Here is a 12,063-nt window from a genome sequence, read left to right on the forward strand (position 1 = left end):
CGCCGACATCGGGGAGAGCGGCATGATCCCACGCGAGATTTCCGGGCCGCAGGAACGGTTCGAGCGGTCCGGCGCGCAAGCGCTGCGCGATCTGCGGCCGATGTCGACGCGCGTCTGGGGCTCGCTGATGAGCGAGTTTTCCGGCGCCATGCTCAGCGTCGGCGCCGGGCTCATGCTGCTGGAGCCGGCGTCGGTCGATCTGATCGTCCCCGCGGCGATCGGATATGCGGCCCTCGTCCTGACGCGGCGCGTCGAGCTGCCGATGCGGCTTCCCAAGAGCGCCGGCGTCGCCGACTGGAACTATCCCGACCCCAAGAACCGCGCGCCGCGCATGGCGGCCGGAATCATTTATCTCGGTCGCGACGTCGCCGGCCGGGAATTATGGATCACCGCCGAGGACGGCCGCCAACATGCGACCATTCCGGGGACGACCGGCGCCGGCAAGACCACCGCCATTTTGGGCTTCGTCTCCAATGCGCTGACCCATGCGAGCGGCTTCGTTCTCGTCGACGGCAAGGCCGACCACACATTGTTCGACGAGGTGATGGCGCTCGCCCGCCGGTTCGGCCGCGAGGACGATGTGCTGCATCTCAATCTCCTGGTCGCCAGCGGCAGCAAAGAGAGCAATAGCTTCAATCCCTTCGCGACGGGCAACGCCGACGCCATCCGCGAAATGGTGGTCAGCCAGCTCGGCGAACAGGCCGCTAATGATTCGAACGGCGTGTTCCGCAGCCGCGCCGTCGCCTTGATCGGGGCGGTCATCCCCGTCCTGACCTGGATCAGAGATCACGCCGGCATTCCGATCGACATCGAAAAAATCCGGGACGCGCTCGAATTGCGCGTGATCTGGAAGCTCGCCGTCAAGGGCCACTATGAATTGCGCGATCCTGCGACCGGGAAGATAAGGGACATACCGCTCGATCTGCCGCAGGATGTCGTCTATCCGCTGCTCGCCTATCTCGGCGAGCTTCCCGGCTATGACACGGACCTCGACTACAACAAGCAGAAGTCCGACGATCCGTCCAAGCAGCATGGCTATGCGCGGTTCTATTTCACCGAGATGTTCACGCAGCTCGGCGTGTCGCTCGGACATATATTCAAGGTCGAGCAGGGCGACATCGACATGCGCGACGTGGTCTTGAACCGGCGCATTCTCGTCGTCTCGCTGCCGGCGCTGGAGAACTCCTCCGACACATTGGCGGGGCTCGGAAAGATCGTGGTGACGTCGCTGCGCGGCATGATGGCGCAAATGCTCGGCATGCCGAAGGAAATGCTCGGCATGGAGGCTCCCTATCATATCGTGCTGGACGAGCTCGCCTATTATGCGACGAGCGATCTCGACCGGATGATGGCGCAGGGCCGCAGCTTGAATATCGCCTTCTGGCTCGGCTTTCAGGAGGTTTCCGGGATATTCGCGCGGCTCGGCGAGAAGACCTACACGCTGCTCGGCAACGCCAATCTGACCGCGGCCATGCGCCAGCAGGACGCCAATCGCACACGGGAATGGATCGAGGAGACCTCGGGCAAGACCGATGTGGCGCAGGCGACGAGTTTTCGCGGCGGCGACATCGGCGTTTATCACGACACTCGCCAGGCCGATGTGCGCCAGGTGTCGCGAGTGAACTGGCGCGACCTGCAGAGCCTCATCGAAGGCGAGGCGATCATGCTGTTCGGCGGCCGCCGCATCTACGCCAAAGTCTTTCACGCCAAGGTCGACAAGTCCGGGCCGAAGCCGCTCGTCAGGCGCCTGTCTCTCGCTCCGCCCGCCCGCGCCGAGCTGCAGGCGAAGCTCGACGAGGTTCGCGAGATCGCGGCCAATATCGAGAATGGGCTGGTCGCCGCCGGCGGCCGCGAGCCCATGGAGCCGACGCTGAGGGCGATATACGAAGCCTTTCGCGACGCGAAGGCGAACGGAGGCGATCGGGACGCCTGCGTCGACGCGGCGATCCGCGCCGCGGGCGAAGTTCCGTTCGTGCCGGGCGAGGAGAGGCAGGGCGCGGCGGCTCGCCTCCTGGTCATGCTCAAATCGGCGCTGCACGGAACGGGCGGCGAGGCCCCAGGCGGCGTTCGGCCCGATGAGCCTTTCGACAAGGCGCTCTTCGAGAAGATCGTCGAGATCGAGGCGGCGATCGGCGAGGACGAGCCGGCGGCCCGAGAGCGCGCCGCGGCGCTGCTCGGCAAGATCGACGCTATCGTGAAGGAGACCGAGGGGACATTGCCCAGCCGGGAAAATCGGGAGAAGCTGAGAGCCGATTTAGCGGCGATCACGTCGATGATCGCGCCGAACGCGGCGGTGCCGGAACAGCCGACGCCGCGGCGGCGAGTGGAGGCTTCCCCGTGATTGCGTCGACGCGGCTTATCGATATCGAGCATGTCGTAGCGACAGCGCTGGTCGTCTTGCTCATTCTCGCGGTCGTCGGGTTCATCGGCTCGCGGCGGCCTGCCTATCTGCGCGGGCGATTTCTGACGCCAAATGAGAAGCGCTTCCTCGCCGTCTTGGACGAGGCGGTCGGAGGAGGCTATCGCGTTTTTGCGCAGGTGCGGCTCGCGGAACTCGTCGACGTCGATCTGAGCGCGACCAGCGCGAAGCGACGCGCGGCGATGAACAAGGTGTTCGGGAAGAGCATCGATTTTGTCATTTGCGATTCCGCCAGCCTGGAGCCCGTCGCGGCCATCGAGCTGGACGACAGGACGCATGCGCTGCCGCATCGCCGGGAGCGGGACATATTTGTCGACGCCGTGTTCAGCGAGATCGGCATCCACTGTTGCGCGCGAGAGCGCGACGCGCCTACACCGTTGCGGCGCTCCAGACATTGCTGCGTGAGGCCGGCGTCGCTAAAACAGCCCGCTTCGGTCTTCGAACGATCGCGTTAGAATGAAAATCGTCGCCCGAGACCTTAGGATTGACGGGAGCATTATCGAATGTTCATTCGCCTGTCGCTTTTTGCCGGCGCGCTAGCTCTTGTAGCACCGCCATTCGTTTCGGCGGCCGAAGCGCCCGAAATCCATTATGCGCCCACCGAGAATCTGGAACGCTTGGATGTAACGCTTCTGCGCGCGGCGCGCGTCAAAATCGATCTCGCCGCCTATTTGCTGACGGACCAGCCCGTCATCGACGCATTGATCGACGCGCATCGACGCGGCGTCGCGATCAGAATCGTTCTGGACCCCAGCCAGTCGAGCGATCTCGATCGGCTGCGAGAGGTCTCGCAAAGCCTGCGCACGAGCGCGCCCGGTCCTTTCATGCATCTGAAATCCTACGCCGTCGACGACATGCTGTTGCGAACTGGCTCCGCGAATTTCACCGCGTCGGGGATGAAGCAGCAGGATAATGATGTCGTCGTCATCCGCGATCGAGCGGCCGCTCAAACGTTCGAGGCGCGTTTCGAGCAAATCTGGTCGGCCGCAAAGCCGGTCCTTCCTCCCGGCCCCACTTTCGCCTCGCGGGTCGCAGCTCCCCCTTCGACGAAACCGACGGCGCCGGCGAGCTGCGAGATCAAAGGGAACATCAATCGCAATGGCGAGCGGATATTCCATAAGCCCGGGGAGCAATTCTACGCCCGTGTCAAAATCGACCCGAATGCCGGAGAGCGGTGGTTCTGCTCGGAGGAAGAGGCGCTGGCCGCGGGTTGGAGACACGGGCGTGTCAATTGATCCCGTGACGGAAAGGTTCTCCTAGCGGAATTTGCGTAGACGGAAGCGGTCATGTCCTCGAAGGCGCCTCGATTGCAAACCCGGTTTAAGCCGTCCATGTGCCGCACGGCGCGCACCTTCGCCCTCATCCTCCTCGCGCCCCTCGTCCCGGCCGCGCTCTATCTCGCTTTTGCCGCGATCGCGAGCCGCATTCCCGTGAACGACGACTGGCGCGAGCCGGATGGCGGCATAACCATCTTCGTGCAGACCAATGGCGTGCACACCGGCGTCGTCGTGCCGGCGAACGCCGCCGGCGTCGATTGGAGCAATCGCATCCACCCGGGCGACGCGCCTAGTTGGGCGACCACGCCCCGCTGGCTCGCTTTCGGCTGGGGCGATCGGGACTTTTATCTCAACACGCCGACCTGGGCGGAGTTTTCACTCCTCCGAGGACTGAAGGCCGTGACGGGGCAGGGGTCGACGCTGGTTCACGTCGACCTCCTCGAGGGCGTCCGCCCGGGCGAGACGGTTCGTCCGCTGCGCCTCACACCCGAGCAATACCGCCGCCTCTCCGCCTTCATCGAAGCGACGTTCGCGGACCGGCGCGAGGTCATCCATGGCTATGGCCAGAACGACGTCTTTTACTCCGCGCGCGGCCGTTACAGCGCGTTTCGGACCTGCAACGCCTGGACAAACGAAGCGCTACGCGCCGCCGGCGTTCGCACGGCGTTGTGGAGTCCATTCGATGACGGCGTCATGCGCTGGGCTCCAAGATCGGATAGGTGAGGGCGGCGTGAATGCGCCTTTCCCGCGGCGGGCGCCGACAGCGCGGACGACAGGGTTCACCGGAAAGGAGATCGGGAGGGTCGGTCGATAGCCGCGAGGGACGCTCGAGTCGAGATCTATTGCGCTGGGATCTTGAAGCCCTTCGCGTATTGTGCTCTATCTTTACGAAGGCGTCGAGCATTCGCTCCGCCGAATGTGAGGACGACCGATGAAAGCCATCATCAGCCGCTCCCTGAGGAGCCCGACCGCCTAAATCCCTGCGGGACGCAGAGATCGGCGTATCGACGCGCGTCGCTTTCGTGACGCGTGGCTTCAGACGTTTCTCAATCAAGAGATCTGCATGGGCAATCTTTTGTCCGTGGACGGCTGCGCGCCGATCCACAGCTACTACTCGTCCAACAACTGGATCGAGGGCGCCGCCGTGCGCCAACTCGAAGAGGTCGCGGGGATTCCGGGGGTGATCGCTGTCGCCGCCATGCCCGATCTGCATCCGGGCAAATATGGCCCGGTCGGCTGTTCCATTCTCGCCGACAAAATCCATCCCGCATTCGTCGGGGCAGATGTCGGCTGCGGAATGTCGCTCTTTGCGCTCGACATTCCGGTTCGCAAAATACGCGTCGATAAGGCCGCCGAGCGATTGCGCGCCATCGAGAGCCCCTTTGATGGAGAGGTCGCCGAGAAGATCGAGAGAGCGGGACTTCCAGTTTCGGATTTCGACGGCGCGCTCGGCACGATCGGGGGAGGAAACCATTTCTGCGAGCTTCAGGCCGTGGAGGAGGTGTTCGTCCCGGAGGCCGGCCTCGATCGTGACCATACCTACGTTCTCGTTCATTCGGGCTCTCGCGGCCTCGGCTACGCCTTACTGGAGCGCGAATTGTCGACCGGATTAGCGCCTCTCGACCCAGACAGCGCGAAAGGCCGAGCATATATGCAGGCCCATGACCACGCTTTGCGATGGGCGACGGCGAACCGGCGGCTCATCGCCGAACGGGCCGCGCACGCCTTGCGGTGCGAGGCCGAGCCGGTCTGCGACTGCTCCCACAATTGCGCGGGTCTATGCGCCGCTGGCGTCCTTCATCGCAAGGGCGCGGCGCCAGCTGACCGGGGACGAGTCGTTGTTCCGGGTTCCCGGGGCGCCTTGTCCTATCTCGTCGAGCCCCTAGCCGGCGCGCCTGAAGGAGCCTTGGCGTCGATTGCGCATGGCGCGGGTCGAAAATACGACCGCGCCTCGATGGTGGGACGTGTCGGCGCGACCAAATCTGATCGGGAACGTTTGACGCGCAATCCATATGGTGGACGGGTCGTGTGCGAAGATCGCGCGCTTGTGATCGAGGAGGCGCCGGAGGCCTACAAGTCGATCAAGACCGTCATCAACGATCTCGAAACATTCGGCTTGGTGCGGATCGTCGCCAGCTTTCGACCGCTGGTGACATTGAAGAAAGTCATCGGACCGGAGTCACGCAAGGAGGGCCGCCGATGATCCGACTGCTCCTCACATCTGGTCATGGGCCAGCGGAGTGCCGCATGGCGCTAGCTCACGTGTTGCATCGACTCCATGCCGAGTCCGAGGCAACGGGCTGTGAATGCGACATCGCCGTGGTCGAGCACCCCGACGGAGCTGGCCCAGGCTCCGCGATCGCAATTCTTTCGGGCGCGGGCGCCGAACAACTCGCTCGGCGTTGGACAGGGGGAATAGTGTGGGTATGCAAAAGCCCGTTGCGCCCGCGCCACCCACGAAAGAACTGGTTCGTCGACGCCTTCGAGCTGCCGCCGCAGCCCCCGCCTCCCGCCGTCTCGCTCGCGGATGTGCGATTCGAGTCGTTCCGCGCTGGCGGACCGGGCGGCCAACATCAGAACAAGACCGAGAGCGCGGTGCGCGCGACACACGTTCCGACTGGCGTCAGCGCGACCGCCCGGGAGCAACGCTCTCAGCATCGCAACAAGACGCTCGCGTTGGAGCGGCTCGAAGCGTTGCTCGACTTGCGCGCTCGTCTGCGGGAGGCGGGAGAAGAACGGCTGATCCACGGAATGCATCGCGATGTGCGACGAGGCGCCGCCACGCTGCGATTCGAGGGAGTCGAATTCAAACCAGTGTAGTTCGTCTACGACTTTGGGATGATCTCATGACATTTGAAGAGTGGCCGGCCCAGTCCGGCGTTACTGCTTCCGAGATGGCGGCGCGGTTCAAGTCCTCATTGCGAAGAGGATCGGGACGTGCTGCCCTCCTGCTCGAAGCCGACCCGACGAACGAAGAGTTGCAGTCTATGCTCCTATCGGCATGCAAGACGAACCTAACTTACGATCCTCAGTGCGAGGAAGAACGCGCGCCGTATTTGTACCGTCTCATCACTTTGACCCGGCGGAGCGATTTTTTCTGGACGGAGCTATCGCGCTGTTTGGACAACTTCGACCAATCGAGTACGGAGAACATAGCTCAAATATACGGCGTCCTTTGCCTCCTTGCGAGCGGTCAGACCGACCACGACCATCATTCCTTGCAAGAATTTCTCGCGCGCGAAGCCATTCGAAAGGCGGAATTCGAACATGTCGGACATCCATGCGGCGAGCACCTCATTCGGCTCGACGGACTGGCCGCCTTTCTCGAGCTGATCCATCTCTATCACGCTGAGCTGCTGGATAACTTCGAGGCGCAAAGCGGCTGGGCCTACCGCACATGGGTCGAAGCGTTGAGTGTGAGAGACGGAGTTCAAAGCGCCGCCGCCGCGTTGGAGAGGGCGAGATCGAGCTCCCCCGAATTGGACTTGTTGATATCGCTCGATGTCGATACCGCATTGGTCGATCGCACCCTCGTCAAGCAGCCCAACGATGCGGTCGACTATGCCGCGGCCAAAGTCGGACTCGATCCGAAGAAGGGCTTTTCCCTATTCTGGATCAAGTCCGCTTCTGCCGATGACCTGTTGGCGGCGGCCTCTGATCTCATTCTCGAGACCGACGCAATGAAAATTCGGGCATATCTACGGATTTTCACCGCGCGCGATTTCCCTTTGAATCCCGAGCCCCTTTTCGCCATCGTCAAGGGCGCGAATCCACGAAACGCATGGCAAGCGACCAAGGCCATTGGGAGGCTCCACGACCACCGGATAAGGGACCTTGCATTCGAGCTCCTCGATGGCCTGGATACCCCCAGCGCCATTCGACTGCTCCGCAGCAACTATCAACCTGGGGATTTCGTGGCTATCGAGCGTGCAATACGCGAGGCTGATCCACTCGACGACAACGGATGGCATAGCGTCGGGTTGGCAGTTCTTGACCTTATCGAGGCCGTCGCCATTCCCCCGATCGAGAGCCGCGACATATTGCTCAGTCTTTACGAAAACATCCCGTGTTCCCTATGTCGCGAGGAGGTCGTGAGGAAACTGCATGATTCCGATCTCGCCCCGAGGTGGATGTTGAAGGAATGCGCGTTTGATGCGGAGCCAGAGACTGCGGAAATTTCTAAACGAAGCAGCGGCTAGCGTCTCGTTTCCCTACGTCGCCACCACGTTTGCAAGGCAGTAGTCGATGACTGATGAAATCAAAAGATCGCTGACGGAAAGTGAAATCCGTGATCTTGTCGAAACCGCAGTCGCGCATTTCGATGATCCGGATCCAGAAGATGACTTCGCCCTGTCGCCGGCTTGCGATGCGATAACGACGTTGCAGCGCAATGGGGATCAGTCGGTCTTCGATGTCTGCAGCGTTCTTTGTAGAAGCGCCAATCCGAGGGAGCGATCCGTGGGAGCAGCGATCCTCGGCCAATTGGGATATTCCCTGGAGCTCCTACGTGATCAGCGATTCGGCCTGCTGAAGGAAATGCTCGAACGGGAAATGTCGGGAGGCGCCGATCCAGAAATGCTCACGGAGATCTGCTTCGCGTTTGGTCATCTGAAGGATCCGCGTGGCATTTCCGCGGTCGTTCCTCTTGCCCGCCATCCTTTCTCGTCCGTGCGTTTTGCTGTCGTCTATGCGTTTTCCGCACAAGACGACCCTGTTGCGATCACATGGCTGATCGAATTGTCCAAAGACGAGGATCCGCACGTGCGGGACTGGGCTACCTTTGCCCTCGGCCAAGAAATCGAGGCGGACAATTCGGAAATAAGAGACGCGCTGCGCGCCCGGTTGACGGACGTCGACGTCGACACACGTTTGGAAGCGATATCGGGGCTTGCACGCCGCAAGGATAAGAGCGTGATCGATCACATCATCGCGGCTCTCGAAGCGGGCGAGGTTGGAGCCGTAATTTATGGAGCCGTGACCGACCTTGCAGATCCAATTTTCTGCATGCACCTAATGGGCACGAAACAGTCTGGCCAGGAACTTCCGAAAGTTGTTGCGGAATCCCACTATCTTCGATCGGCGTGGCAGGCGGCGGTCTTGGCTTGCGGATGCGACGCTACCTGATTACGAGACGCTGAATGTGGCGGTGTCTGCGGCGTTCGCTTTCCGTCATAATTCCGCTTTCGCCAGCCCGAGCGAGGAAGATGCGCCATAAGTGGCCATCCCCGGGGAAAGGCCGTAAAGCTTGGGTTGTATGTCACATTTAGCGGTAATTGGGACGGCTATGGGGAAGGTCGATTTCAAGATGCGACAGGTCTTCGCGCTCGCAACGCTCGCAACCCTCCTTCTCCCCGCCAGCGCCGAGGAGCCGACGACATTCCGGCAAAACCCTAAGGAGTGGCGCTCGCAGGGCGGCAACGGCGCCAATTGGCGCTATTCGCCGCTCACGCAAATCACGCCGCAGAACGCCGGAAAGCTGCAAGTGGCGACGATTGTTTCCACGGGCGGGCTGCGCGGCCACGAAGGCGCGCCGCTGGTCGTGGATGACGTCGCCTATTTCACGACGCCTTTTCCGAACGGGGTGTTTGCCCGCCGTCTCACCTATAACGCCGATAAAATTCTATGGCGCTATGTCCCTCGGCAAGATCCCTCGATCTTGAAGAAAATTGGCGGCGACGCCGTCAATCGCGGCCTCGCCTATGGCGACGGTAAAGTCTTTTTATCCCAGCTCGATACGAATCTCGTCGCAATCGATGCGAAATCCGGCACAGTGATATGGTCTCGCACCAACGGCGATCCGCAAATCGGCGAAACCTCGACCAGCGCGCCGGCGCTTCTCAAGGATAAAGTTCTGGTCGGTCTTTCGGGCGGCGATTTCGGCGTGCGTGGCCATGTCACCGCCTATGACGCCAAGACGGGCCAGCGCCTTTGGCGCGGTTATTCGACCGGCCCAGACGCCGACACGCTGATTGACCCTGAAAAGACGACGCATCTCGGCAATCCGGTCGGCAAGGAGGCCTCGCTTGCGAGTTGGCAGGGCGAACAATGGAAGATCGGCGGCGGCGCGCCCTGGGGCGCCTTTTCCTACGATGCCGATCTGAACCTCGTCTACTATGGCACGGGCAATCCGGCGCCCCGAAACGCCAAACAGCGTCCCGGCGACAACCGATGGACATCGACCATTTTCGCCCGCGACCTCGACACCGGCACAGTGCGTTGGGTCTATCAGGTCACGCCGCATGATCAGTGGGATTACGACGCGACGAGCGAGATGATTCTCATCGATCTCGACATTGACGGCGCCGCTCGCAAGGCGCTCGCTCATTTCGACAAGAACGGCTTCGCCTATTTTCTCGACCGCGCCACGGGCGATCTCTTGTCGGCCGACAGATTTGGCGCCCACGTCAATTGGGCGAGCAAGATCGAACTCGACAAGAACTCGCCTTTTTATGGCCGGCCGCTGCTCGTGGATGAATATACGCCAGAGATCCGCGGTGAAGATGTCAACACGAAGAGTATCTGTCCGTCCTTCTTGGGAGCGAAAGGGCCGCAGCCCGCAGCTTATTCGCCAAACGAAAAATTGTTTTATCTACCGCTCACCACCAAATGCATGGACAACGAGCCTTACGCCGTCAGATATGAACCCGGCAAGCATTATCTCGGCGTGACAACCGAAGAGTATGAGGAATTTTCTGTGACGAAAGCTAGCGACCGCCGGGCCTGGGGAGGCGGCGCCCTCGTCGCGTTCGATCCGACATCGAAAGCCGTTCGCTGGTCGCTTCCCGAACGACACCCCCTTCGTTCGGGCGCGCTCGTCACTGCGACAGGCGTCGTCTTCTACGGCACGATGGAAGGCTATTTGAAAGCGGTCGACGGGAAGACCGGCAAGGAGCTCTGGAGTTTCCACACGGGCTCGGGAATCGTCGGCGACGTCGTCTCCTACGAGCACGGCGGCAAGCAATTCGTCGCGGTGCTGTCGGGCGTCGGCGGGCTTGTCGGACTGGAGTTGATCGATCTCAAGCAAGGCGTCATGGACGGCCCGATCCGCAGTTTGCCCGACTACAACGCTCTCGGCGGCATTCTGACCATATTCGCGCTGCCGAATTGAGGACGCTGGCGTTCGAAGCGGTCGGGTCCAAGGCAAAGTGGAGTTGGCCAACGAATGGCTGCAGCGGGCCAAATTGGAGCCCCGGGCGCAACGGCCCCCAAGCGCCACGAGCTGCCGCCGGCGAATTTCCGGCGATCGGGGCCGCTCGTTTAGGGATTTCGGGTGAGCGTGGGTAGAGCGCCTGATATTCCCGTTGGCCGAAGAGCAAATCACCCGCTGAACAAAGGAGCGCGCAAATGTCGGGGCCATTCCCCCACATCGAACCCTATGGGAGCGGCATGCTCGATGGAGGCGATGGGCATCAGGTCTACTGGGAGTGCTGCGGCAATCCCGCTGGGAAGCCTGCTCTTTTCCTGCACGGCGGTCCAGGTTCAGGCTGTTCGGCGGGTCAGCGGCGGTTCTTTGATCCTCGCCTCTACAGTGCCGTGCTGCTGGATCAGCGCGGGTCAGGGCGCAGCCGGCCGCTGGCGAACGAACCCGACGCCGACCTCAACAGCAATACTACTGCCCACCTCATCGCCGACATCGAGGCGTTACGCGAGATGCACGATGTGAATCGCTGGGTCATTTTGGGTCTGTCGTGGGGGACCACTCTCGGCTTGGCATATGCCCAGGCTTACCCGCACCGCGTGAAAGCCCTGGTGCTGGGCTTCGTAACGACCACGTCCCGGCGCGAGGTGCGATGGATCACCGAGGATGTCGGACGTATCTTTCCACAGGAATGGGACCGTTTCGCGACCGCCGTCCCAGAGCACTTGCGACGCCTGCGGCTCGTCGATGCCTACGCCACCATGCTCGCTGACCCCGACCCCATCATTCGCGATAACGCTGCACGCGAGTGGTGCGCTTGGGAGGAGGCACACATCTCACTAACGCCAGGGCACATTTCGGACCTACGCTACGAGGATCCACAATTCCGCCTGCGTTTCGCGCGGCTGGTTACGCACTATTGGCGGCATGCGGCCTTCCTTGAAGAGGATCAGCTCATCCGCGACGCTGCTAAGCTCAATGGCATCCCCGGCGTGTTGATCCACGGACGCTACGATGTTAGCGGACCATTGGTGACAGCTTGGCAACTCTCTCAGCGATGGACGACCAGTCGGCTGCGAATACTTGACGACGCTGGACACGGCGGCGGTAAAGATTTTATGCCGCTGGTTCTCGGGGCCTTGAAAGAGTTCGCGGGACCATAGTCACGCACTCGGGGTCGCGTGTCTAAATTTAACCGATACCTACAGATCAGCTCCGCCGTCGATCCG

10 protein-coding genes are annotated in these 12,063 nt (G+C 61.8%); all 10 read left to right on the plus strand.

Annotated elements, in window-relative coordinates; all coding sequences use genetic code 11:
• The first annotated feature begins 22 nt into the window (after positions 1-22).
• On the plus strand, positions 23-2,341 hold the full coding sequence (locus GYH34_RS19750) for a TraM recognition domain-containing protein (protein ID WP_161915311.1): 2,319 nt from the start codon (positions 23-25) through the stop codon (positions 2,339-2,341).
• On the plus strand, positions 2,338-2,874 hold the full coding sequence (locus tag GYH34_RS19755) for a DUF2726 domain-containing protein (protein ID WP_161915312.1): 537 nt from the start codon (positions 2,338-2,340) through the stop codon (positions 2,872-2,874). Before GYH34_RS19750 ends, GYH34_RS19755 begins: the two co-directional genes overlap by 4 nt.
• A gap of 162 nt (positions 2,875-3,036) precedes the next feature.
• Positions 3,037-3,654: a phospholipase D-like domain-containing protein gene (locus GYH34_RS19760; RefSeq protein WP_244635433.1), complete on the plus strand. Its 618-nt coding sequence runs from the start codon at positions 3,037-3,039 to the stop codon at positions 3,652-3,654.
• 72 nt (positions 3,655-3,726) lie between these two features.
• The gene (locus tag GYH34_RS19765) at positions 3,727-4,419 is read left to right on the plus strand and encodes a TIGR02117 family protein (protein ID WP_244635434.1); all 693 of its coding nucleotides are present in this window, start codon (positions 3,727-3,729) and stop codon (positions 4,417-4,419) included.
• 340 nt (positions 4,420-4,759) lie between these two features.
• Positions 4,760-5,899 carry an RNA ligase RtcB family protein gene (locus GYH34_RS19770; protein WP_161915314.1) on the plus strand — a complete coding sequence of 380 codons (1,140 nt, stop codon included), beginning with the start codon at positions 4,760-4,762 and terminating at the stop codon, positions 5,897-5,899.
• Positions 5,896-6,516: a peptide chain release factor H gene (gene prfH, locus GYH34_RS19775; RefSeq protein WP_161915315.1), complete on the plus strand. Its 621-nt coding sequence runs from the start codon at positions 5,896-5,898 to the stop codon at positions 6,514-6,516. The genes GYH34_RS19770 and prfH overlap by 4 nt, the downstream gene beginning before the upstream one ends.
• Before the next feature lie 26 nt (positions 6,517-6,542).
• Positions 6,543-7,895 carry a hypothetical protein gene (locus GYH34_RS19780; RefSeq protein ID WP_161915316.1) on the plus strand — a complete coding sequence of 451 codons (1,353 nt, stop codon included), beginning with the start codon at positions 6,543-6,545 and terminating at the stop codon, positions 7,893-7,895.
• Positions 7,896-7,941: 46 nt separating this feature from the next.
• Positions 7,942-8,820 carry a HEAT repeat domain-containing protein gene (locus tag GYH34_RS19785; protein WP_161915317.1) on the plus strand — a complete coding sequence of 293 codons (879 nt, stop codon included), beginning with the start codon at positions 7,942-7,944 and terminating at the stop codon, positions 8,818-8,820.
• 181 nt (positions 8,821-9,001) lie between these two features.
• Positions 9,002-10,804 carry a PQQ-dependent dehydrogenase, methanol/ethanol family gene (locus tag GYH34_RS19790; RefSeq protein ID WP_161915318.1) on the plus strand — a complete coding sequence of 601 codons (1,803 nt, stop codon included), beginning with the start codon at positions 9,002-9,004 and terminating at the stop codon, positions 10,802-10,804.
• Between the two features lie 236 nt (positions 10,805-11,040).
• Complete coding sequence (gene pip, locus GYH34_RS19795; protein WP_161915319.1) at positions 11,041-11,997, plus strand: prolyl aminopeptidase; 957 nt, start codon at positions 11,041-11,043, stop codon at positions 11,995-11,997.
• The last annotated feature ends 66 nt before the right edge of the window (positions 11,998-12,063 follow it).

It is taken from the genome of Methylosinus sp. C49, from assembly GCF_009936375.1.
Taxonomy (GTDB): Bacteria; Pseudomonadota; Alphaproteobacteria; order Rhizobiales; family Beijerinckiaceae; genus Methylosinus.

What these genes read in the sequence shown, in the direction of transcription:
- GYH34_RS19770 (WP_161915314.1), top strand. Translation starts at nt 4,760, where the DNA reads ATGGGCAATCTTTTGTCCGTGGACGGCTGCGCGCCGATCCACAGCTAC.
- pip (WP_161915319.1), top strand. Translation starts at nt 11,041, where the DNA reads ATGTCGGGGCCATTCCCCCACATCGAACCCTATGGGAGCGGCATGCTC.
- GYH34_RS19780 (WP_161915316.1), top strand. Translation starts at nt 6,543, where the DNA reads ATGACATTTGAAGAGTGGCCGGCCCAGTCCGGCGTTACTGCTTCCGAG.
- GYH34_RS19750 (WP_161915311.1), top strand. Translation starts at nt 23, where the DNA reads ATGATCCCACGCGAGATTTCCGGGCCGCAGGAACGGTTCGAGCGGTCC.
- GYH34_RS19785 (WP_161915317.1), top strand. Translation starts at nt 7,942, where the DNA reads ATGACTGATGAAATCAAAAGATCGCTGACGGAAAGTGAAATCCGTGAT.
- prfH (WP_161915315.1), top strand. Translation starts at nt 5,896, where the DNA reads ATGATCCGACTGCTCCTCACATCTGGTCATGGGCCAGCGGAGTGCCGC.
- GYH34_RS19790 (WP_161915318.1), top strand. Translation starts at nt 9,002, where the DNA reads ATGCGACAGGTCTTCGCGCTCGCAACGCTCGCAACCCTCCTTCTCCCC.